We start from the raw sequence: 23,463 nt of genomic DNA on the forward strand, positions 1-23,463 counted from the left end.
CGCCTCACTTTCATTTATAATTAGCGTCTTCCTTTATTCGGATCGCCACCACCAACAATATCAAAGACACGTTTAGCGATATTTGTATTCTCTTGAACGCCAGAGAACAAGTATTTACCTGGGCCAAATGCATATACGTTTACATCTTCCCCTGTATGTCCACCTGTCGTCCATCCTGTAACCGAACGCTTATTGAAAATATCCTCAATCGCATTATCAATCTTTGTTACATCTTTTGAAGGAGCAATATCATTTACCGCTTTAATTTCTTCTGGTGTTAATTGTAAATCAATATATTTTTTTAATGTCTCTTCTACATTTGCACCTTTTGCAATCTCATTTGCCATGAAGTCTGGTGTGCGTTTTGCAGCTTTAATTGGATCTACTTTAAAGTTATACTCACCATTCGCACCTAAAGATAATCCGCCAGTAGCGTGGTCTGCCGTTGCAACGACTAACGTATTTTTATCTTTTTTCGCAAACTCAATCGCTGCTTTAAATGCTTTTTCAAAGTCTTCCATTTCACTCATTGCACCTACGATATCATTATCGTGTCCAGCCCAGTCGATTTGACTTCCTTCAACCATTAAGAAGAAACCATTTTTATTTTTGTTCAAACGCTCAATTGCTGCATTTGTCATTTCTTCTAATGAAGGTGTCTTCTCATTACGGTCAATCATTTTATCTAAACCGCCTGGTGCAAATAAACCTAAAATTTGATCGTTTTTATCATTTAACAATTGATCTCGGTCTGTTACGTAGCTATAACCAGATTTCTTAAACTCTTCTGTAAGATTACGATCTTTTCTAACAAAGTTTTTTACACCGCCGCCAAGCATAACATCTACTTTATGCTTCCCTTTAATTTTTTCATCAAAATAATCATTTGCAATTGCATCCATATTTTTACGACTAATGTCATGCGCACCGAAAGCAGCTGGTGTTGCATGTGTAATTTCAGAAGTAGCAACGAGTCCCGTTGATTTCCCTTTTTCTTTCGCTTGTTCAAGAACAGTTTTCACTTCTGCTTTATCATTATCAACTGCAATTGCCGCGTTATATGTTTTAATTCCCGCTGACATAGCTGTTGCTGCTGATGCAGAGTCTGTGATATTTTCATGTTCATCTTCCGGATATGTTTTTTGTGTTCCTACAAGATGCTTATCAAACTCTGTAGATTCCATCTCGAATGTTTTTGGATTATCTTTCATATAACGATGAGCCGTCATGTATGAAGGACCCATACCATCTCCAATTAACACAATAACATTTTTAATCTTCGCATTGCTTCCGCTCTCATCTGCATTCACTTCACTAGAACGTGTAAAATTCCATGTTGCCACCGAAGTAACTGCTAACGACGCCACAACTGCAAATGGCCATGCTTTTTTCACAAACTTTTTCACTGTCTTGTCCCCCTAATTAGGTTATTCATTTCCCACTATCAAATTTAATAGAAGACTATTAAGAGAAAATTAGTTATATGTAAATTTTTTGTTAACTTATGTAAATATCAGTTATAATTTGTATAAGTTTGTCCTTTCATAGCAACCTCCTTCCCCTTTACAATTAAAATATAAACAAGTTGGATTTCATGTAACGTAAATCTCTTATTTAACATTTTCAATCTACTTTTATGAAAATTAATAGAAATGTGGGGCGTATTTATGAAAACAATAAAGCTAGATGAATCTTTTATTTTTGATTTACTCGACCTTTGTAAAGCTATTGGATGGTTACAAGATAAAGAATTTATGAAAAAACAATTCGAAATGTATCTTTCTCTCGGCACACTTATCGGTTATATGCATGAAAATAAACTGATTGCAGCTGGAGGAGTATTTCCTTTTAAAGATAGTTTTTCTACTATTGGCATGTTAATCGTCCATCCTAATTTTCAAGGCCAAGGCATCGGACGTATTTTGCTAAATTGTTGCTTAGAGCACACTCATCCAAAACAACCAATTGCACTTATTGCAACAAAAGCTGGCGAGCCTCTTTATACATCATGCGAATTTCAAACAGTAACGACGATTCATCGTTTTGAAAAACAAACTACTAAGACACATATTGCTCATACACAACAAGTAAAAGAACCAGATCTTATATCACTTATTTTTCTCGATCAAATTACAACTGGAGCTAATCGTTCCTTACTTTACTCATCGCTATTACCAAGAGCCATACACTCTTTTAAAATTGAGAGAAATAACTGTATAGAAGCTTTTTCCTTATGTATACAAAAAGGTAATATATTATGCGTCACTCCACTTATCGCAAAACAAGAGAAGGATGCTATTCAATTATTCAAGAGAATCTGTGAATGTTGGAATGGCACAGTAAGGATTGATGTCCCACATTCACAATTTTCATTTCGTAAATTTCTTCAAACAGAAAATTTCCAAGAAACGCTCCTTTCACCTCTTATGATGAAAAATGGTAGCCAACTTCCTGGAAATCGTAATATGCTATTTGCTATGATAGACACAGCGTTATGTTAGAAAGGGGACACCTAATTGAAGCGATTTAGCTATTTTATGGTAGGTTGTCTTACTCTTACACTATTAGTAGGATGTAGTGCAGCAGAAAAGCCAGTAGAGCAAGTAAAACAAGTGAAAAATACACTTACAGCGAAACTAGCTACCGAGGAAAAAATGGTAGAAATAGATGGTCAAACCATTTACTTTAAAAAGATTGGTAATGAAAAACCACCTTTACTTATGATCCATGGATTTGGAGGATCGTCAGATGGTTTTCAAAAGATTTACTCAGACTTAGCAAAAGATCATACAATTATTTCTGTAGATGCTTTAGGATTCGGGCGCTCATCTAAGCCAATGGATTTTTACTATTCTTTCCCAACCCATGCAAATTTGTATTATAAATTAATGAAAAAACTAGGTTATGATTCGTTTGCAATACTAGGACACTCAATGGGCGGAGAAATTTCTCTTAATTTAACCTATTTATATCCTGAAGCCGTTACCCACCTTATTTTAACTGATGCTACAGGCGGTCCTCATACATTCGTTAATAAACAAGGTTCACCAAAACCACAGTTGTCGACTGATTTAAATACTGTTTCTACTATTGCAGATTATGATGAAAACAAAGTTAAATCCAAGCGTAATGATGAAGAGCATTACAATAAAATGAAATTATGGCCTAGACGTCTTCAAATCAATGCAAATGAAATTAAACAACCAACCTTAATTATATGGGGAAGAAATGATAGTAGCGTTTCTTGGAAAGAAGGAGAAACGTATCATCAATTCTTAAAAAATAGTACTTTCCATATTATCGAAAAAGGTTATCATGCACCATTTCGTCAAGAGCCACAAGAATTTGTAGGTTATGTAAAAGAATTCTTTAAGAACAATAAAGTTGAAAAATAACATAAGCGGGTATCTCATTTTGAGATACCCGCTTTCATATATTAAGCAGCTTGCTTTTGGCGCTTTTGAGTTTTTGATCCTAATACTTTCGGAATAACGAAACCATCTATTCCAAATTTACCAGCATTCATACCAGAGACTAGAACGAACATTGATAGGATAACCATTTCAGGATTTACACCAATTGACCCACTAAGCATATAGGAAAAGTTCATTACAAGACCGAAAAAGACCGCTGTTTTTGTTAAACAGCCTACAATTAAACCAATTCCGACTAAAATTTCTCCCCACGTTACAAGTGTATTAAATAGATCAACGTTTGGAATTGCGAAATCTTGTAAAAATGTTGCCCACCAAGATTGAACAGCCGGTTGTGCTCCTTTAGATTTTTCAATTGCACCTTGTAAATAACCAGTTGCATCGAACCCTTTTCCTTGTAGTTTACCGATTCCAGCCATTAACCATGTATAACCAAGATACACTCGAATTACTGCCAACACAAAAGAAACTGCTTTGTTTTCTCTTAAAAATTGAATAACCATATCTTCCTCCTAAAGTTGTAATTAAGTTAGTTACAGATAATATAATATCATTAGTTACTTATTTTTAAAATGTTAATCATGAATAATTTGTGACATACATAAAAAACATTAAATACTAATATATAGTAACTTCTATTACCTGTAAAAACTTGAACATATCATACCATAGGTGATAATCATTTTCATTGAAGAAAATGTAAAAAAAATGTGAGTTAAGTGTGAAACGCATTTATTCAAATATAGAATAAATGCGTTTTCACTATTTATAGAATTGAAATGTACGTGTCTCCTCATCGATTAATTTCGCCTCTTGAAAAGCATCTTCTAACGTTTTTTCATGGCTAATAAGCCCATAAAATAAGCGTATTGTAAACATAAGTGCTGCATTCCCATCTACATAATCTATCGATCCAATATACGATTTCGCCCCACTATGTAAGAAAGATTCTGCTAGTTTTCGCTCCCCTAACGTACACCCGCTATTTACAATATGTGTATTATGCAATTTTGCATATTTATAAATTTCTGCTGCACCAAAGTATCCCCTCGGTTCATCTTGCTCATATATATCTTCACCTAACTCTTCCATGACAAACTTTCCTTCCTCACCATGAAAGCAAAAAATAACATACTTGATATCATTATATAAACCTTTTCCAGAAAGAATATTAATGAACTCTCTCGGTCTACCAATCCAGTATGTTACAACTTTTGCCCCAAAATATTCAAGCGATGCTCGGATTGATTGCGCCTCTAAATCCGAATTGAAACCAACTACTAATGCAACATTCAACATACACCCTCCATCCTATAATTAGATCTCATCAATCAGACTTTTAAAAGATACATCCATTTCATATATACCTGTTTCTTGCAAAAAATCAGATCTAGTTAAAACGACTTTCTGTACATATTGCCTATACGCTGTAATTGTCCCGTCGTGAGATACAATGCAAATTCTTTCAGCGCCTAGCTCATAGCACCAAAGAAGAAAATCATCTACTATTTGCTGAAAACGATTCTCTGAAATAGTATTTATACCTTCCGTCCATAACTGCTTATTTGTACTTTTCTCTATCGAAAAATGTGGAAATAAATTTGCTATCATTTCCTGATCTACTATGTCATCACATGGTAATGTTTTCGCTCCTTCTCGATAAGGAAAAATACGTGGGGATACATATGGATGGACGATTTTTTGACAAGCTACTTTCGCACTCCATATTGCCGCTGTTTGTAAAGTTCTACGTGTAGGACTAACAATTAATATATCCGTTTCTTGTAATGGCACATTGCATTGAAGTAATTTAGCCTGATTCTTTCCCTCATCCGTTAATGGCGGATGAAGCACTTGTAAACTTGACGGCAAATCCTTTGTATGTTCACCTTCTCCGTGCCGAACAAAGACAAGCTTCATATCCAGCCTCCTCTCTCTATGAAATCCTCTTACATATTTCTTCCCTATCTCATTCTTTATTCCTGCTATATGAAAAACTGGTATGTAAAAAACATTTGACACAATTAATTAAAAAACATTACAATTATAATATGTAAAATACTTTTTACAAGAGAGAGGTGAATCACAAATATGAAATGAATTATCGCCTTTATCGGAATGATCATATGGGGATACATAAATGGATTTTTTAATAGTGATAAAACTGCTAATCCTTGGATTACAGATGATGAACGTGAAACAAAAATTAAACAGAAAGCAATTATTGCAAGCTGGTCTGGTGTTTTCATGTTTTGTATCATTAACCTCTTAAACAAATGGTTAGGTTTAGGAACGAGTAATACATCACCTTACTTACCATCTTCTGTCGCAACTATTTTAAAAGAAAATGTAGAGTTACAAGTTTTACTTATGCTATTTATTACGTATGGCATATTTTACGTATACTATCGAAGAAAATTAAGCGCTTAACTTTTATCTCATGATTATCCTCCTAAATGGTTATAGTAATTAGGACGAAATGAAAGGAGCGATATAAAAATGAGTAACTCGAATGACTTTTTAGATACACTACATGAAAAACAAGTAAAAGATGAACAAAATAGAAAGCGTCAGGGAAACGGAAACCCCGCGAAAAAAAAGCCAAATAAAACACATAAATAACAATAAAAAACGTGCCTAAAATTATCTTTTAGGCAGTTTTTTTTATTCTTCTTTCACCGAGATAACATTTTCCCAGTTCCATTTCTCATAATACCATTCTGGTACATCTATATTTTCAATCCACTTCTTTTCCTGTTTTCCATCACTACTGGAAAGCCATACATTGGCTTTCTTACGGTCTGAACGTATCCATATTAATTGATTGTTCTTCTTCATAAAGATGGGATGATAGTCACCTTGCTTATGGGGTGGCTTTGTGATTTGATGTTGTTCGTCGCTTGTACTATCGATCTCATATAAGGATGGCAGTGGCCTTTTTTCTGGCGGAGTTTCTATCCCTGCCTCTTTTGCTCGTGAAACGATCATTACTTTATCGTTCTTCCATACAAAATCCCAATCGACATATCCTTTCGGCGTAAAGGTGTTCTGCTGAAGTGCCGGCAGCTCTTTTACTTTTAAATGTTTATTCTCTAACGCAACTCTTCCGCTTCCTTCAATATAAGCTAAAATATTCTTGGATGGCGCCCATTTGAACCATTGTGTGTTTAATAACATTTGATCTACTTTTTCAAATCGACTGCCATCTGCTCGAACTAAGCAAAGCGTATTACTATCAGCTGACCATGAAGCTGTCGGTACCGCTAAAAATGAAATCCACCTTTGATCTGGCGACCACTCAAACCCACTTGCAACTAGTGCTAAAAAATCATCATGTTCATTTGGTAATGCATACAAATGCTTCATTTTATGAGGATTCATATGTGCATCTTTTTGCACTTCATATAGCTGAGCTCCTGTCCATCCTGTTGGAAGTAAGTGTGCCTCAGAAGATACAAGAAACTTCTTTCCATCAGGATACCATGCATAATCACCTACACCAGCCGATACATTTTCAAAATCTGTATTCTTATTTTTGACATCAAACGTATTTAATGTATTCATAAATACAAATGCAATTATATTCTCTTTCGGTGACCATTGATAATTCGATACTTCAGATTGCAATGGCCTAACTTTCTTTCCATCTTCCAGTTGGTACAACTCCAAGGTGTTTTGCTTCTTTCCTTTAGCATAGGCAAGCCATTCTCCATCATGGGACCATTTTGGCCCTGTTATGTACTCACCTTTTGTTATTTGTTTTTCTTTCCCATCAATTTTCATCCAAAGGTCATGATGACGAATAAAAGCAACCTTCACCCCATTATGTTCCGCACTAGTACTAAAAATTGAAGATAAAAAAATAAACAAAACCACACTACTACTCACGATAATTTTTTTCATACGTCCCTCCATTTTTCTTATAGCATTCCTCATATTCCGCTTACTATATGCTAATTTCGCTCCATATTAATTGCACAATTGTTGTGGATTTATACTCAGTAAGGATGTGCTTCCCCCCCACTGTGTATGAGCCATTCGACATAATTCCAAAAAATTTCCCAAGAAATTTTTAATTCAAAGAGGATTGGTATGAATTATGTCGAAAGTATAGTTTAGCCAACATTCGATTTCATATTTCAGAACAAAAATGTAAGATAATTTTTCGGAATATTGGCACTTTTTACTAGGGGGAGTTTCAATGAAAAAAACTACATCTGCACTATTAAGTATGGCGCTTGTCTTTTCTAGTTTTGGAGCTTTAAGCGCGCATGCTGAATCGCTGCAAAAGGAGAAGCAATTTAGTCCACAGTTAAAAGCGAATATTGAGCAATGGGGAGAAAACAAAATCGCGCAAAATGTTGAAACAAAAACATCAAAAGAAATTTCAGTCATTGTAGAATTGCAACATGCTCCGCTCGCTTCACAAAGTAACATTCAGCATGCTCCAGATTTAAAAAATGGAAATGTGCAATCATACCATGCACAACTAAAAAAGGCGCAAGAGGATACAACAAAGAAAATTAAAGAAAAAGCACCAAAAGCAAAGATAAAAGAAACGTATAGCACGTTATTTTCTGGATTCTCTATTTCTATCCCAGGAGATCAAGTTGCTGCTTTAGCTTCTTTACCCGAAGTAAAAGCTGTTTATCCGAACTTAACATATAAATTGCATGAAACAGCAAAAAGCGCTACTAAAGAAGAAGCGCCAAATATTGGCGGACCGACAATCGGTGCACCTGAAGCATGGAATTTAAAAGATCCATCTGGCAAACCGCTTGATGGAAAAGGTATGAAAGTCGCTATTATTGATTCTGGCGTAGACTATACACACCCCGACTTACAAGCAAACTATATCGGTGGATACGATACAGTCGATGAGGATAACGATCCGATGGATGGTAACGTACACGGTACTCATGTAGCTGGTATTATTGCTGGTAATGGAAAAATTAAAGGCGTTGCTCCGAATGCTTCTATACTCGCTTACCGTGTCATGAACGATGGTGGAACTGGTACGACCGATGATATTATTCAAGGTATTGAGCGCGCTATTCAAGATGGTGCTGACGTTTTAAATTTATCTCTCGGTCAAGATTTGAATGTCCCTGATCAACCTGTAACAATGACGTTAGAACGCGCAGCAAAACTTGGTGTTACTGCAGTCGTTTCAAATGGAAATGATGGACCAAAACCTTGGTCTGTTGATGCTCCTGGTAACGCAAGTAGTGTCATCTCTGTTGGCGCATCGACTGTTTCTATTCCATTCCCAACATTCCAAGTAGCTGGTTCTAATAAATCTTACCAAGGATTACCGTTATCAAAAGCAGATTTCCAAGTAGGAAACGATGCTCAGCTTGTCTATGTTGGCTACGGTAATTCAAGTGATTACGCTAAACAAGATGTGAAAGGGAAGTTCGCCCTTGTTTTACAAGGAACTTCGAGCACGTTAGTAAAGGCAGAACAAGCGAAACAAGCTGGAGCTATCGGAGTGCTACTAATTTCTAATGAAAAAGAAATTAATATTATGCCTGAATATTTTGGCCGTGAAGAGATAGCTCTTCCAGTTATGCAACTATCAAGTACAAATGGCGAAGAATTGAAAAATTTAATTACAAAAAGAAAGAAAAATATAAAGATTGGACAACCGAACAAAACAGAACTTATTGGTAACTTCAGCTCAAGAGGACCATCACAAGGAAGTTGGCTCATAAAACCTGATGTTGTTGCACCTGGCGTACAAATTACTAGTACGGTACCAAGGGGTGGCTATGAATCTCACAACGGAACAAGTATGGCTGCGCCACAAGTAGCAGGAGCTGTTGCCTTACTACGTCAAATGCATCCTGATTGGACGACAGAACAATTGAAATCTGCTCTTGCCAACACTGCAAAAACATTAAAAGATGTCAATGAAAATACATATCCTGTTATGGCACAAGGATCAGGTTTAATTAACATTCCGAAAGCAGCTCAAACGGATGCGTTAGTAAAACCGAACAATATAAGTTTCGGTCTTATTAAACCGAATAGCGGCAAAGTGAAACTAACACAAAATATTACGTTACAAAATCTTTCTAACAAAAAGAAAAACTTTTCAACTCGTATTGAATTACTAGATACAAAAACAAAAATCCAAACTTCTTTCCCTTCTTCTATTAGTATGAAACCGAATAGTAATATTGAAAAACCTTTTACTATTACTGTAGATAGCTCCTTACCGCAAGGCGTATATACAGGGAATCTGTATGTAAAAGAGCAAGGGAAAACTGAAGAAATGCGTATTCCATTTACATTTAGTATCGATCCGAAAGAATACAAGCGTATTGATGGCCTTGAAATCGTTAATTCTACTTTCAGTCCAAATAATGACAAAATATTAGATGACAACCTAATCAATTACTATTTAGTTACACCAGTTGAAGATATAGCGTTTCATGCCAATTTAATCACGAAAGACCGTGTGACATATCAAGGTACGGTATATCAAGGTAAAAACGAAACACCAGGTTATAAATCTTTCAAATGGAATGGTACAAAAACTGATGGATCTCCTCTACCTGATGGCTTATACCAAATCGAAGCTGTCGCTTCTACCTCGGGTGGAGAAACAAAGCAAACAGGAGCTGTATTTATCGACCGAACAGCCCCTAAGTTAACACACGAAATTGATCAAGAAAATCTTGTTATTAGAGGGAAAGTTGACGATATCCTACTAGATTGGATGACAGAATCTGGTTGGGCTGCACCTGGTATTCCAGTGAGAATGCAATATGAAATTAACGGCAATGGTGTGTGGGAAAGTGCGTTCCTGAATCCTTGGGAGAAAAGTTACGACATTTATTTCGATCGTAACCAATTACAAGAAGGAAAAAATACTATTCATATTGTAGCAACTGATGCAGCTGGAAATACATCTAATTTAAATGTTGATTTAGAAGTGAAATAAAGTGAAACTTTAATCAGCCCTCACTAATCGGACGTTTACGGACAGTAAAACTTCCATCTAACTTCTTTGCTCCGGCCGAATTTTGAGGTAGGAGTTTTACTGCCCACAAATAGCGAGATAAAATTATTGTTGACAATCTTTTAAAAATAGTTTTATAATACGAAACATAGTTTAGTTGAACGAATTATATATCGGCTTTGAAGGAATACTAGTAGCGACTTATATCCCTGTCTCAGAGAACTGATGGTTGGTGCGAATCAGTACATATACAAGCGTGAATTACAATTCTGGAGCTTCTTTCCCGTAGTGCACATAATGCATGAAGAGAAAGACGGATCTTTCCGTTATCTTAAAGTGAGTGGTAAACAATTTTTCTGTTTACAATTAGGGTGGTACCGCGGTTTTTATCGTCCCTATCGGATTTTCCGATAGGGGCTTTTTTGCGTCCTTCCCTTTTGCACAATTTCATATATACGCGTTGAAAGAATCGCAGTAATATCTTATATCCCTGTTACAGAGAGCTAATGGTCGGTGGAAATTAGCACATATATAAATATGAATTACAATTCTGGAGCTTCTTTTTCGTAGTGCTTGTACGCATGAAGGAAAAGACGGAGTTTTTCCGTTATCATTAATTGAGATGTAAGTATTTTTTCACTTACAAATAGGGTGGTACCGCGATTCTTTCGCCCCTATCGGATTTTCCGATAGGGGCTTTTTCTATTTCTCACAGAAACAAATGTTAAATAATTCCGAATCTTATGATAAAATTTTATAAGCGCTTACAATTTTGAAAGGTGGTGGTTTCAGCTATACCCAACCAATATTCAATTTTATAGAAAACAAGGAGGATGTCTAAATGACAAAGAAAACAGAAATTCCATCGCATTTAAAACCATTCGTATCCACGCAGCATTATGATCAATATACACCGGTGAATCACGCTGTTTGGCGTTACATTATGAGACAAAATCATAGTTTCTTAAAAGACGTTGCTCATCCAGCCTATGTGAACGGACTACAATCATCTGGTATAAATATAGATGCAATTCCAAAGGTAGAAGAAATGAATGACTGTTTAGCACCAAGCGGATGGGGAGCTGTAACAATTGATGGACTTATTCCCGGCGTAGCATTCTTTGATTTCCAAGGACACGGATTACTACCAATCGCAACAGATATTCGCAAAGTAGAAAATATCGAGTATACACCAGCTCCAGATATCGTACACGAAGCAGCAGGACACGCACCTATTTTACTGGATCCTACATATGCGAAGTATGTGAAACGCTTTGGACAAATTGGTGCGAAAGCTTTCTCCACAAAAGAAGAACATGATGCTTTTGAAGCTGTTCGTACATTAACAATCGTAAAAGAAAGCCCTACTTCTACTCCTGACGAAGTTGCCGCTGCTGAAAATACTGTAATTGAAAAACAAAAATTAGTTTCTGGTTTATCAGAAGCTGAACAAATTTCACGTCTTTTCTGGTGGACAGTAGAATATGGGTTAATCGGAAATATAGATGCTCCAAAAATATATGGTGCTGGTCTCCTTTCTTCTGTTGGCGAAAGCAAACATTGCTTAACGGACGCTGTAGAAAAGGTTCCATTCTCTATCGAGGCATGTACAGGTACAACTTATGACGTAACAAAAATGCAACCACAACTATTTGTTTGTGAATCATTTGAAGAGCTGACTGAAGCACTTGAGACATTTGCTGAAACGATGGCCTTTAAAACAGGTGGAAAGGAAGGTTTAGAAAAAGCGATTCGCTCTGAAAACTATGCAACTGCTGAACTAACTAGTGGATTACAGATTACAGGTACATTCAGCGAGACAATTGAAAACGATGCAGGTAAAGTGATTTACATGCGAACAAATTCACCAACTGCATTAGCAATTCATAATAAACAACTAGCGAATCATTCTACATCTATACACAGTGACGGCTTTGGAACACCAATTGGATTACTCACTGAAAATATTGCATTAGAAAATTGTACAGATGAACAACTACAATCATTAGGAATTACAATTGGAAATATTGCTGAGTTTACTTTTGCAAGTGGTATTCATGTAAAAGGAAAAGTAACAGATATTATAAAAAACGATAAGAAAATTGCTCTTATTTCCTTTATCGATTGCACAGTTACTTATAACGCCCGCGTATTATTTGATGCTTCATGGGGCGCATTTGATATGGCTGTTGGCTCACAAATCATTTCAGTATTCCCAGGAGCAGCAGATGCAGCGTCATTTTTCCCAATTGATGAAGAAACAGAGGAAACTCCAGCACCTCTTGCATTAACTGAGCTGGATCGTATGTATCAAACAGTTCGTGATATTCGAGGTGGAGGTATTTTACACGACGCACATGTCGATCAATTAGTAGCAATTCAAGAGGTATTAAATAAATTTTATCTGAAAGAATGGCTGCTTCGCCTTGAAATATTAGAATTACTTTTAGAGCATAACAAAGGACACGAAACATCAGCAGCATTATTACAACAACTTTCTACTTTCACAACTGACGAAGCTGTAACACGCCTTATTAACAATGGTCTTGCACTACTGCATGTAAAGGATGTGAAAAATGATGCTACGATTAACTGAAGAAGAAGTTCAAGGGGAATTATTAAAGGTGGATAAATGGATGATAAAAGATGAAAAATGGATTGAACGAAAATATATGTTTTCCGACTACTTAAAAGGAGTCGAATTTGTCTCTGAAGCCGCCAAACTATCAGAAGAACGTAATCACCATCCATTTATCCTTATCCAGTATAAAGCAGTCATTATTACTTTGTCATCTTGGAATGCAAAAGGTTTAACGAAACTAGATTTTGAGCTTGCAAAGCAGTTTGATGAACTATTTTTACAAAACGAAAAAGCAATTATAAGAAAGTAAAAAAAGAGAAGCCTTTTTTAGGCTTCTCCTTTTATTTTGAAATGAATACAATGTCCAAATGGGTCCTCAACTTGTAATATTCCATCTTTGTACGTAGCGACTTTGCCAATATTTTTTAAGCTTTCACATACTTGCTCTTTTTGTTTTTCATCCGCTAGTACAATTGTGAAATATTTCAAGCCGACGGAATTTGGCATTTGCGGCGGTATTCTTTCACCTTGCCACGTATTTAAACCGATATGGTGATGATAGCCACCTGCCGATACGAACAACGCGCCATTACGAGCTGGGATTGTTACTTCAAAACCAAGACCATCCACATAGAAACGTTTCGCTTCTTCCAAATCAGCTACATGGAAATGAATATGCCCCATCACAGTACCAGCTGGAAAACCATTCCACGCAATTCCTTGCTGCAATAATTCTTCACCAGCTAACGGGTTACTAACAAATGGTAGTTCTCCATTCTCATCACGCCAAACTTCTTTTTGGCGATCATGATAAATTTCAATCCCGTTTCCATCTGGATCAGCTAAATAGAGGGCCTCACTAAAGTAATGGTCGGCTCCGCCGTGCAGTGGATATACCATTTCTACAAGATGACGAAGAATATTCGCTAAATCCTGTCTACGTGGTAGTAAAATTGCGTAATGATATAACCCCGTTCTCCCTCTTTGCTTTGGTAAAGCTTCTTTCTTTTCTTCAATGATAAGGAGTGGTTCGTTATTTTCATTCCCAAATGTAACGACCATTTCATCTTCTTTTAGTACTTTCATACTTAGTACTTCTGTATAAAACTCTAGTGATTTCTTTATATTTGATACATATAAATGAACAACATCAAGTGTTGTATCGGGATGAAGTTGAAAACTCATCTTGTTAGCCCCCCATTTAATTTAGTTCTTCTTTGACATTTTCTCTTTTAAGAAATTATCTACAAAACCGTCTGCTTTCGCAACAAATAAGTACGCACCCATTGCTAACAATGCAAGTTCTAATTCGAAGCCAGGATTTTTTCCATCCCCTAATAAACCAGCTGACCATTTTACTTTTACAATTGCTCCAACCATTACAAGTGCAAATAATAATCCAATATATCTTACACCTACACCTAGAATTAACAATATACCACCAACTACCTCCGCTGTTGCTACACCGTATGCAAGACCTCCTGGTAAACCAATGCTTGTAAACCACCCTGCAATATTGTCAATCCCCGATTGGAATTTTGTTAAACCGTGCATAAAGAATGTTACCCCTAACACGATACGAATAATTAAGTTACCGATATGTTGATTCATTTCATTCTCTCCTTTATAGTTTTCTTATACAAAACTTTTATTTACATTACAAAACATACACTAATTTTTTTTATTCGTCAATTCATTTTCACTGGGAAAAAATATATTTTTTTTGCTATGATACAAATAGTTGTTTACAAAAAGGAGCTTGATTTTATGAATATTGGTTCTGCAATACGTGAAATTCGTCAACGTAGAGGCATAACAATCGCACAAATTTGTGAGGGAACGGGTCTTTCTAAAGGATTTATGAGTCAGGTTGAAAATAATAAAACATCACCATCTATCTCAACTTTAGAAACAATCTCCAATTTTTTAAACGTTCCCCTTCCCTATTTATTATTAGAACAAAAAGATCGGTTGAAAGTTGTCAAAAAGGTAGAGCGTAAATACAGTGTATACGGAAAAGATGAACAAAGAATTGAACATGTTGCAGAGCAAGGTGGCCTCCGCCTAAACCTCGTGGAAATTCCTGCTGGGTTTCCGAAAGAAAATATACCAAATGCCCATGAAGGGGAAGAATGTCACCTTGTATTACGCGGAAAACTAGAAGTTCAACATGGAGAAGATATTGCAATAGTAGAAGAAGGTGATTCTTTCTCCTGGAATGCATGTGTTCCTCATATCGTTCGTAATATAGGGGAAGAAACTGCATTATTACTCATCTCTAGTCATGCAGAAAATCGAAAACGTGTTTATTAAATAAAAAAGAAGCCTGTAAATCAGGCTTCTTTTTTATCCCCTTATAACGCCATAACTTGTTCCAACTAGTACAGTCTTTTCATGTTGATTGCGATAAACTGACTCGATTGAAACCTTTTTATATCCTTCCATCTGTTCAATATTTGTTAAAGTTAATTCACAAGTGATCGTATCCCCTGTAAAAACCGGTCTAATAAACTCACTTACTAATTCTCTTGCTATGTAATGTAATTCTTCTCCTACTTTCGTTCCAATACTAGCAGTTAATAAACCATGAACCATTAAACGTCCTTTTTCATCATATTCCATATGATGCCTACCTTTATCTCCTGTAATATTTGCAAATTCAAAAACCTCTTCCTCAGTAAATCTTCTTTCGTATTTAAATACATCCCCAACTTTTACATTCATTTTTATCCCCCGTTTAATAAACAGAATTTTCTTTTATTTTATCATAAAATGAGTCTCAGTTCAGTTTATATTATTAAATAGCATCCTTTTTCTACACTATCTTACTTTTATCGGTGCCCATCTTTTTTTGCTACTTGATACCCGTAGTACGCACATGTTCCATTTCTCGATAATTCTCTCACCTCAAAACCACAACTTCTATAAAAATCAAAATTACTCGCAGATGTATGTGCAAACCAGTCTCCATGTGGCAACTTTTGCAAACAAAGAGCGACAAGTTTCTTACCTAATCCCTTCCCTCTATATTCACATTTCACAACTAAATTTACTATGTTCGCGATCATGATTCCATCAGAAATGACTCTAACCATCGCAATCATCTCTTCTTCATCCCAAATTGTGAATGCCCATGTTGAATTTTCAAATGCTATCGTGAATTTTTCAATTTGCCAAGAAGGGATATCATCATTACTCCAACCAGCATCTTCGAATAAAGTTTTAATTGCATATGCTGGCACACCATTCGTTCCCTCACGAATAATAAGGCCATTATGATAAATATACATGTAATCCCCCCTTTATTTTTATATACCATTCTTCAAAAGATGCAATTTACCTTTTTTCATCCAACGCGTTTAATGGAATAAACAAGAACGTCCATCCCATGAAATGAAGTTGTTTTCTCATAACTAAGCCCTGTTTTTCTAGCAACAAAGATTGAGGCGGGGTGATCCGGATTAATAAGAGAAATTAATTTATTCATTCGTAACGCTTGGAAACCATAGTCTCGAAATGCTGCCGCTGCTTCTTTCGCATACCCTTTTTCCCAATACTGAGGTAATAACCAATAACCAATTTCAATTTCTTCTTTTCCATCTATCTGCTGCTTTACTAACCCTGCATGACCAATTCGTATTCCCGTTTCCTTTTCAATCAATACAAATAAACCAAGACCGTTTTTATAGCTAGGAATCACCCACTCCTCCAAACTTTTTTTACATTGCATATATGTTTTTAACGTCCCATTTCCAATATAGCGCATCACCTTCTCATTTCCCCATAGCGAAGCATAGAACTGCAAATCATCCATTGTATATTTGCGAATTTGTAAACGATCTGTATGAAACATCTCTGCACTCCTTCCCACGAATTTGTACTTAACTACACAATCATGTTTTGTATGTATACTAAATGTTACTATCTATTATAAATGAACCAAGAACAAAATACAGAATATTCAATCCCTCAAGAATCTAAAAAAGACAGTAGACAAATGTTGTCTACTGCATCCATATCATAACTAGCATAAAGAAAACTACAATTGAGGGGGGGGTAGGATTTTCAAATATACTAGATACTTATCCCGTTCTAACGGGCGGTAAACTTTTCAATTATATGAAAGTGAAAAGTTTACCGCACATAAGAACCTTTGCGGTCATTAAGAGATCACCGTTAAGTACTCAAATACACGCTGTGCCTGTTCTCCACCCATTCGTGCATGTTGAAGAAGGGAAATACCATGTGGACCCGATGCACGCAATGCCTCTGGTTGTGCTACTAAAATAGCTTGTACAACTTCTAATTCTCCAAGCATCGCGGCCGCGAAAATGTCCATTCGAGCACCCTTTTCTAGTAAATAGAGAGCAATATCTTTACGACCTACATGTGCCGCCGCTCCTAACGCACTTTCCCAATCTGATCCGCCCCAATTGTAAGAGGCATGAAGTAAGCTTGGCGATTCAGCCAACAGTTCTTGTACTTTTTCTAAATCTCCGTGAGCTGCCATAACAAATTCTCTTACTAACTCAGTGGTAATACATTCTTCTGTTCGCATCTTGCTCCTCCTTTTTTAGAAATTCGTTTTGGTGTAAAAAATGGCTTGTCACTTCCTTGAAAAATATCTACCTCTATACCGAACACACGTTGAAACATTTCATGACATAACACTTCTTCTGGTATACCGTCATACTGAAGCTGCCCTCGCTTTAATACGAGTAAACGATCACTATATTGAGCCGCTTGGTTAATATCATGTAAAACCATTACAATTGTCATGCCAAACTCCTCGTTTAACCGTTTCACAAGTTCCATTACTTCCAACTGATGAACGATATCTAAAAAGGTTGTTGGCTCATCTAATAATAAGACATTTGTACGTTGTGCTAGCGTCATTGCAATCCAGGCACGTTGTCTTTCTCCTCCTGATAAAGATTGCAAAAGGCGATATTCGTACCCTTCAAGATTTGTAACAGACAATGCCCAATCAACAATTTTTTCATCGTCTTTATTTAAGCGACCTCTCCATGATTTATGAGGTCCTCTTCCAAATTCGATTAATTCTTTCACTGTTAAATCTAATTGATGATCATGCATTTGTGGTAACATCGCTAATTGCTTCGCTACATCGGCACTTTTCATCGTATGAATACTTTTTCCATCTAAAATGATATCCCCTTCGCTTTGTTTAAGTAGTCTTGCCATTAAACGAAGCAAAGTAGATTTCCCCGATCCATTTGGCCCAATTAAACTAACGACCTCTCCAGCTTTAATATGTACATTCATATTTTGCATTTGAAACCTTTCAGAATGTGCATAAAACACTTTGTTAACGGAAATCACTCTGTTTCCCTCCTCTATGAATTAAATATAAGAAGAATGGACCGCCTAAGAAGGATAATAGAATACCAACAGGCAATTCAATTGGATCGAACCAACTTCGAGCTATCGCATCCGCGAAAACAAGTAATATCCCTCCGCCAAGACATGATAATGGCAGTAAATATTTATAGTCATTTCCAACTAATAAACGTAACATATGTGGTACGACAAGACCGACAAATCCAATAAGACCAGAGACACTAACTGCAATTCCAGCTAGTAACGTACTTACTACTATTAAATAAAACCGGCTTCTCTCCACGTTATGACCTAATAATTTCGCCATTTCATCTCCAAGCATTAATACTCGAATATGTTTTATACCAAAGAAGGCTAATATAATAGCGAATATTGCATAATAAATAATCATGTTTAAATGTGCCCAACTTACACCACCAATGCCACCTGCTAACCAAGGTAACACCGATTGTACTTTGTCACTATGTAATAACATTAACGCTGACGTCGCTGCACCAATTAATGCATTGATTGATACACCTACTAAGACAATCCTTGAAGGCGGTGCCCCTTTTTGCCATGATAAAGCATAAATGACCATCGCCGTTATGAAAGCTCCTATAAACGCCCCGAGCGGTAAAAATGCCATATGCTGAGGGAATAAAATCATAATTACAATTGCTACAAGGCCTGCTCCAGATGAAACCCCGATAATACCAGGGTCTGCAAGAGGATTTCTCATAACCCCTTGCAGCAGTGCACCAGATGCTGCTAAACATGTTCCTACTATAAATCCAACGAGCACTCTCGGTATACGAAGGTCCCATACAATTCGATGAACCGTCGAACCTTCATCTTGTATCCCTGTTAGAATTTCTCGTAAAGAAAAGGATAGGCTTCCTGCGAAAAGACCGTAAAAAAGACCTAGAATCGTTAATACAACTAAAGTAACTGCTATTATCCATCTTTTTTTCGCAAAAGGATGTTCCTTTTCCCTTACTACTTCACTACTTTCCATACGTATCATTTCCTTACATCTTGTATACTTTTATACATAAAGTCCATTGCTTCTGTAACTTTTGTTCCAGGATTTGATCCAAATAAGTCTGGTGGCAAAATAACTACACGATTTTGTTTTACTGCATCTAAATTTTTCCACGCTTCATTTTTCATCATTTCGCCTTCAAATGCTTTTTTAACGCTATTTGGATCTCCATGTGTAATTAAATAAATCACATCTGGATTTGCCTCAATAATACGTTCTACACTTAGCTGCGCATATTGCGGATATTCCTTCATTTCCGGAAAATCAGCTGCAATATTTTTTCCGCCTGTTTTTTCTAAAATATTACCTGATAAAGATGTTGGTAATGCTGCTAAATAAGTACCTGGTGCTCCGTATACTAACAGTGCTTTCACATCACTCTTTTTCTCATATGTCTTCATTTGATCATTAATTTTTTGATTAAGTTCTTTTGCTTTATCTTCTTTCTTCATTATCGTTCCATATAGTTCAATATTCTTTTGAATATCTTGTACAGAATTCGCAGAAGAAATCATTACTTTCGTTCCTTGCCCTTCAACCGTTGGAACATTCTTTTGAAACCCATTGTTAGCAATAAGTACATCCGGTTTTAAACTAGCGATTTGCTCAAAATTCGGTTGATGTGCATTCCCGATTACTTGTACTTTCTTTACATCCTCTGGAAGAGTTATTTTTGCATCCGGACGACCTACTATTTTTCCGCCTAAAGCATGAATAATATTCATGTCCCCCATACTTAATGTTGCAAAACTCTCTGGCACTTTATCGAATGTTACCTTTCTTCCTGATAGGTCGGTAACTTCGATTTTCTCTTTTCCTTTTTCTGTTTTTGTTGCAGATGCTTTTTCGTCTCCCTTTGCATTGCAACCTATTAACAAGAAAAAAATAGATAAAATCGCTGTGAATAGCGTAATAGATTTTTTCATTCTTTCACCTCTGAATGATAATGATAATCATTAACTACTATTCTACTTTAATTGATAAGGATTATCATTGTCAATATAAACCGCATACATTTTTTACAAAAACAAAAAGCACTACAAAAAGATTCGTTCTTTTCGTAGTGCTCTATTTCATAATATTACTCACATTCGTTTCCCTCTAACTGTTCTCGCATCACTTTCACACGCTGAAAGAAAAAGAATGATAAACTTAAAAATATAACGGTACTCCCCATCATAACAAAAGATTGTATTGCTTCTTTTGCTCCATTCGGAATCAATAAGCCAACCATTAACAATGTACTTACAGCGAGAAGGATTTGTCCGAACCGAGTATAATCTTCTATTTTCCCTTGTAATTCTTTCATTATATTCTCACTCCTCTATTTCACTGTATCATATTCCATTAAACTTAAAGACCAGTAAATACAGCCATTCTGGGAGATGTTTTCCAAATGAAAAAGAGCCGCTTTATTGCGACTCTTTCATACCCATTACTCCCCTTTATATGCTTCCATATAAATTTCTTTCAACTCTGAAATGAGAGGTAATTTCGGATTAGCTGTTGTACATTGATCTTCAAAAGCTCTTTCTGCTAATAATCCAACAACCTCTTCAAATTGGTCTTTAGCAACTCCTTGTCCTGCAATACTCATATTTATATTTAAGCTTTTTCCAAGCTCAATAATTGCTTGGACGAGGGATTCCACACCTTCTGCTGTCGAGCCTGCTGGAAGCCCGAGCATTCTCGCAATATGTGCATAGCGTTCATCAGCCACAAAGTGCTCATATTTTGGGAACAATGCGTGTTTTCTTGGCTTAATAGCATTATAGCGAACTACGTGTGGCATAAGAATTGCATTCGCACGCCCATGTGGAATATGAAATTCCGGTCCAATTTTATGTGCTAAGCTGTGATTAATACCTAAGAAAGCATTTGCAAATGCCATCCCTGCGATTGCAGAAGCATTATGCATTTTTTCTCGTGCTTCTTCGTCATTTCCATCTTTAAATGCTCTTGGTAAATATTTAAATACGAGATCAATGGCCTTTAATGCTAATCCATCTGTATAGTCATTTGCTAGAACAGACACATACGCCTCGATTGCATGCGTTAATACGTCCATACCAGTGTCTGCTGTTACATGTGGTGGTACTGTCATTACAAACTGTGGATCAACAATTGCTACATCTGGTGTTAATTCATAATCCGCGAGCGGATACTTTATATTATTTTTCTTATCTGTAATAACCGCAAATGGTGTTACTTCTGATCCTGTTCCTGATGTTGTTGGAATGGCAACAAACTGCGCCTTACTTCCTAATTCCGGATATTTACATGTACGTTTTCTTATATCTAAAAACTTCTGTTTAATTCCATAGAATGTTGTTTCTGGTTGTTCATAGAAAAGCCACATCCCTTTCGCTGCATCCATAGCTGAACCACCACCAAGTGCGATAATTACATCTGGCTTAAAACTTCTCATCATTTCCGCACCTTTAAACACAGTTTCATCTGATGGATCTGGCTCGACCTCAAAGAAAACTTCGACTTTTACATCATTTGCATGTTTACGTAAATAATGCGTAACCGTATCTACATATCCGTGCTCAACCATTCCTGGATCCGTTACAATAAATGCACGTGAAATGTTAGGCATATTTGCTAAATATGCTGTCGCATGTTTTTCAAAATAAATTTTTGGTGGTAATTTGAACCACTGCATATTCTTTTTTCTATTTGCCAACCTTTTTATATTTAATAAATGCGTCGCTGTTACGTTTTGAGAAACTGAGTTTTTCCCATACGAGCCGCAACCGAGCGTAAGTGATGGAATAAATCCATTATATATATCACCGATTCCACCTTGTGATGAAGGAGCGTTTACAATAAGACGGCAAGCTTTCATACGTAATCCAAATTGTTTTTGTACTTCTTTATTTGTAGAATGAATGACTGCTGAATGTCCTAAACCACCAAGGTCTAACATGTCTTCGCAATATGTAAGTCCCTCTTCTAGTGAATTTGCTTTTACACAAGCTAATACTGGACTCAATTTCTCACGAGATAGTGGATATGCTCCTCCGATACCTTGTATTTCAGCTACAAGCATTTTTGTATTTTCAGGCACAGTAATTCCAACTAATGCGGCAATGTACTGTGCTGATTTCCCTACAATATCACTATTTACTGCACATGTATTTTCATTAATAACAAGCTTTTCTAATTTTCTTCTCTCTTCTTCTGTTACAAAGTAACAATTGTTTGCAATCATTTCTTTTTTCACATCATCATAAATTTCCTTGTCTACAATGATTGCTTGTTCTGATGCACAAATCATACCGTTATCAAATGTTTTTGATAAAATTAAATCATTAACAGCTCGTTTTATATGCGCTGATTTCTCTATATAGCATGGTACATTACCAGGACCTACACCTAGCGCTGGTTTTCCAGTAGAATAAGCTGATTTCACCATACCTGCTCCTCCAGTTGCCAAAACAAGCGCAACACCTTCATGGTTCATTAATTGTTTCGTTGCTTCGACAGAAGGTCTTTCAATCCACTGAATACAATGTTTTGGTGCCCCGGCCTTCACCGCTGCATCATATACTGTTTTCGCCGCTGCAATGGAACAGTTTTGTGCTGAAGGATGAAATGCGAAAATAATTGGATTTCTCGTTTTCATCGCGATTAATGCTTTAAACATTGTTGTCGACGTTGGATTCGTTACTGGCGTTACCCCAGCTACTACACCGACAGGTTCCGCAATTTCTATTATTTCTTCATGAGGATCTTCGTGAATAATCCCTACTGTTTTATCTTTTTTTATGCTATGCCAAATATATTCAGTAGCAAAAATATTTTTAATACATTTATCTTCATATACACCACGACCTGTTTCTTCAACAGCCAACTTCGCAAGCGGCATATGTTGATCAACACCTGCTAATGCCATTTCATGAACAATGTTGTCAATTTGCTCTTGTGTAAAACTTTCTAATGCTTGTAAAGCCTTTCGACCGTTATTCACTAACGTATCAATCACCTCTTTTACTTCCTGCATTTCATTTACAACTTTCTCTTTGACTACCATGTAAATTCCTCCTATTCTGCTATCATGGACTAAATAAGACCCTATAGGTCATAATGA

General features: G+C 36.2%; 24 protein-coding genes and 2 other annotated features. Of the genes, 8 read left to right on the forward strand and 16 right to left on the reverse strand.

The window, feature by feature from the left end:
* Positions 1-20: 20 nt before the first annotated feature.
* A complete protein-coding gene (locus GFJ36_RS22510) occupies positions 21-1,406 on the reverse strand; it encodes an alkaline phosphatase (RefSeq protein WP_000714921.1) in 1,386 nt (461 codons plus the stop codon).
* A gap of 261 nt (positions 1,407-1,667) precedes the next feature.
* Between GFJ36_RS22510 and GFJ36_RS22515 the strand changes: the two genes are divergently transcribed.
* On the forward strand, positions 1,668-2,501 hold the full coding sequence (locus GFJ36_RS22515) for a GNAT family N-acetyltransferase (protein ID WP_087985273.1): 834 nt from the start codon (positions 1,668-1,670) through the stop codon (positions 2,499-2,501).
* A gap of 15 nt (positions 2,502-2,516) precedes the next feature.
* Complete coding sequence (locus GFJ36_RS22520; RefSeq protein ID WP_088064441.1) at positions 2,517-3,395, forward strand: alpha/beta fold hydrolase; 879 nt, start codon at positions 2,517-2,519, stop codon at positions 3,393-3,395.
* 41 nt (positions 3,396-3,436) lie between these two features.
* On the opposite strand, the gene GFJ36_RS22525 is transcribed toward GFJ36_RS22520, so the two are convergent.
* The 3 genes from GFJ36_RS22525 to GFJ36_RS22535 all read right to left on the reverse strand — a co-directional run bounded on the left by GFJ36_RS22525 (position 3,437) and on the right by GFJ36_RS22535 (position 5,354).
* The gene (locus GFJ36_RS22525) at positions 3,437-3,937 is read right to left on the reverse strand and encodes a DoxX family protein (RefSeq protein ID WP_098082019.1); all 501 of its coding nucleotides are present in this window, start codon (positions 3,935-3,937) and stop codon (positions 3,437-3,439) included.
* Between the two features lie 259 nt (positions 3,938-4,196).
* Positions 4,197-4,733, reverse strand: a complete 537-nt coding sequence (locus GFJ36_RS22530; protein WP_088608163.1) for a delta-aminolevulinic acid dehydratase — start codon at positions 4,731-4,733, stop codon at positions 4,197-4,199.
* 18 nt (positions 4,734-4,751) lie between these two features.
* On the reverse strand, positions 4,752-5,354 hold the full coding sequence (locus GFJ36_RS22535; protein ID WP_088123427.1) for a histidine phosphatase family protein: 603 nt from the start codon (positions 5,352-5,354) through the stop codon (positions 4,752-4,754).
* A gap of 198 nt (positions 5,355-5,552) precedes the next feature.
* Between GFJ36_RS22535 and GFJ36_RS22540 the strand changes: the two genes are divergently transcribed.
* The gene (locus GFJ36_RS22540; RefSeq protein WP_088608164.1) at positions 5,553-5,864 is read left to right on the forward strand and encodes a phosphoglycerate mutase; all 312 of its coding nucleotides are present in this window, start codon (positions 5,553-5,555) and stop codon (positions 5,862-5,864) included.
* 69 nt (positions 5,865-5,933) lie between these two features.
* A complete protein-coding gene (locus tag GFJ36_RS22545) occupies positions 5,934-6,056 on the forward strand; it encodes a DUF4023 domain-containing protein (protein ID WP_000071862.1) in 123 nt (40 codons plus the stop codon).
* A gap of 42 nt (positions 6,057-6,098) precedes the next feature.
* On the opposite strand, the gene GFJ36_RS22550 is transcribed toward GFJ36_RS22545, so the two are convergent.
* Positions 6,099-7,337: a TolB family protein gene (locus GFJ36_RS22550; protein ID WP_098082017.1), complete on the reverse strand. Its 1,239-nt coding sequence runs from the start codon at positions 7,335-7,337 to the stop codon at positions 6,099-6,101.
* A 298-nt stretch (positions 7,338-7,635) separates the two neighbouring features.
* Between GFJ36_RS22550 and GFJ36_RS22555 the strand changes: the two genes are divergently transcribed.
* From GFJ36_RS22555 to GFJ36_RS22565, 3 genes are all read left to right on the forward strand, one after another.
* Entirely contained in the window at positions 7,636-10,383 is a 2,748-nt protein-coding gene (locus GFJ36_RS22555) for a S8 family serine peptidase (RefSeq protein ID WP_098230321.1), read from the forward strand.
* Between the two features lie 188 nt (positions 10,384-10,571).
* Positions 10,572-10,801: a binding site (T-box leader), on the forward strand.
* Between the two features lie 51 nt (positions 10,802-10,852).
* Positions 10,853-11,080 (forward strand) — a binding site (T-box leader).
* Between the two features lie 162 nt (positions 11,081-11,242).
* Positions 11,243-12,997, forward strand: a complete 1,755-nt coding sequence (locus tag GFJ36_RS22560; RefSeq protein WP_088064447.1) for an aromatic amino acid hydroxylase — start codon at positions 11,243-11,245, stop codon at positions 12,995-12,997.
* Positions 12,978-13,292 carry a 4a-hydroxytetrahydrobiopterin dehydratase gene (locus GFJ36_RS22565; protein ID WP_046957588.1) on the forward strand — a complete coding sequence of 105 codons (315 nt, stop codon included), beginning with the start codon at positions 12,978-12,980 and terminating at the stop codon, positions 13,290-13,292. Before GFJ36_RS22560 ends, GFJ36_RS22565 begins: the two co-directional genes overlap by 20 nt.
* A 17-nt stretch (positions 13,293-13,309) precedes the next feature.
* On the opposite strand, the gene GFJ36_RS22570 is transcribed toward GFJ36_RS22565, so the two are convergent.
* Both GFJ36_RS22570 and GFJ36_RS22575 read right to left on the reverse strand, forming a co-directional pair.
* A complete protein-coding gene (locus GFJ36_RS22570) occupies positions 13,310-14,167 on the reverse strand; it encodes a VOC family protein (protein WP_157349738.1) in 858 nt (285 codons plus the stop codon).
* Between the two features lie 21 nt (positions 14,168-14,188).
* Positions 14,189-14,593 (reverse strand): DoxX family protein, encoded by a 405-nt coding sequence (locus GFJ36_RS22575; RefSeq protein WP_097889255.1) that lies wholly within the window; start codon positions 14,591-14,593, stop codon positions 14,189-14,191.
* Between the two features lie 156 nt (positions 14,594-14,749).
* On the opposite strand from GFJ36_RS22575, the gene GFJ36_RS22580 reads away from it, so the two are divergent.
* Positions 14,750-15,295 (forward strand): helix-turn-helix domain-containing protein, encoded by a 546-nt coding sequence (locus GFJ36_RS22580; protein ID WP_001020697.1) that lies wholly within the window; start codon positions 14,750-14,752, stop codon positions 15,293-15,295.
* A 33-nt stretch (positions 15,296-15,328) separates the two neighbouring features.
* On the opposite strand, the gene GFJ36_RS22585 is transcribed toward GFJ36_RS22580, so the two are convergent.
* The 9 genes from GFJ36_RS22585 to adhE form a co-directional block, all read right to left on the reverse strand.
* Positions 15,329-15,706 (reverse strand): hotdog family protein, encoded by a 378-nt coding sequence (locus GFJ36_RS22585; RefSeq protein ID WP_001101451.1) that lies wholly within the window; start codon positions 15,704-15,706, stop codon positions 15,329-15,331.
* 107 nt (positions 15,707-15,813) lie between these two features.
* On the reverse strand, positions 15,814-16,272 hold the full coding sequence (locus GFJ36_RS22590) for a GNAT family N-acetyltransferase (protein WP_087985282.1): 459 nt from the start codon (positions 16,270-16,272) through the stop codon (positions 15,814-15,816).
* Between the two features lie 56 nt (positions 16,273-16,328).
* On the reverse strand, positions 16,329-16,907 hold the full coding sequence (locus tag GFJ36_RS22595; RefSeq protein ID WP_227558146.1) for a GNAT family N-acetyltransferase: 579 nt from the start codon (positions 16,905-16,907) through the stop codon (positions 16,329-16,331).
* 237 nt (positions 16,908-17,144) lie between these two features.
* On the reverse strand, positions 17,145-17,540 hold the full coding sequence (locus GFJ36_RS22600; protein WP_087985284.1) for an ankyrin repeat domain-containing protein: 396 nt from the start codon (positions 17,538-17,540) through the stop codon (positions 17,145-17,147).
* Complete coding sequence (locus tag GFJ36_RS22605) at positions 17,507-18,325, reverse strand: ABC transporter ATP-binding protein (RefSeq protein ID WP_088064451.1); 819 nt, start codon at positions 18,323-18,325, stop codon at positions 17,507-17,509. Before GFJ36_RS22605 ends, GFJ36_RS22600 begins: the two co-directional genes overlap by 34 nt.
* Positions 18,312-19,340 (reverse strand): FecCD family ABC transporter permease, encoded by a 1,029-nt coding sequence (locus GFJ36_RS22610; protein WP_137034970.1) that lies wholly within the window; start codon positions 19,338-19,340, stop codon positions 18,312-18,314. Before GFJ36_RS22610 ends, GFJ36_RS22605 begins: the two co-directional genes overlap by 14 nt.
* 5 nt (positions 19,341-19,345) lie before the next feature.
* Positions 19,346-20,293 carry an ABC transporter substrate-binding protein gene (locus GFJ36_RS22615; protein WP_048541454.1) on the reverse strand — a complete coding sequence of 316 codons (948 nt, stop codon included), beginning with the start codon at positions 20,291-20,293 and terminating at the stop codon, positions 19,346-19,348.
* 155 nt (positions 20,294-20,448) lie between these two features.
* Complete coding sequence (locus GFJ36_RS22620) at positions 20,449-20,676, reverse strand: YrhC family protein (RefSeq protein ID WP_048541451.1); 228 nt, start codon at positions 20,674-20,676, stop codon at positions 20,449-20,451.
* A 126-nt stretch (positions 20,677-20,802) separates the two neighbouring features.
* Complete coding sequence (gene adhE / locus GFJ36_RS22625) at positions 20,803-23,406, reverse strand: bifunctional acetaldehyde-CoA/alcohol dehydrogenase (protein ID WP_097889253.1); 2,604 nt, start codon at positions 23,404-23,406, stop codon at positions 20,803-20,805.
* Between the last annotated feature and the right edge of the window lie 57 nt (positions 23,407-23,463).

The organism is Bacillus sp. EE-W1 (genome assembly GCF_009760835.1).
GTDB lineage: Bacteria > Bacillota > Bacilli > Bacillales > Bacillaceae_G > Bacillus_A > Bacillus_A wiedmannii.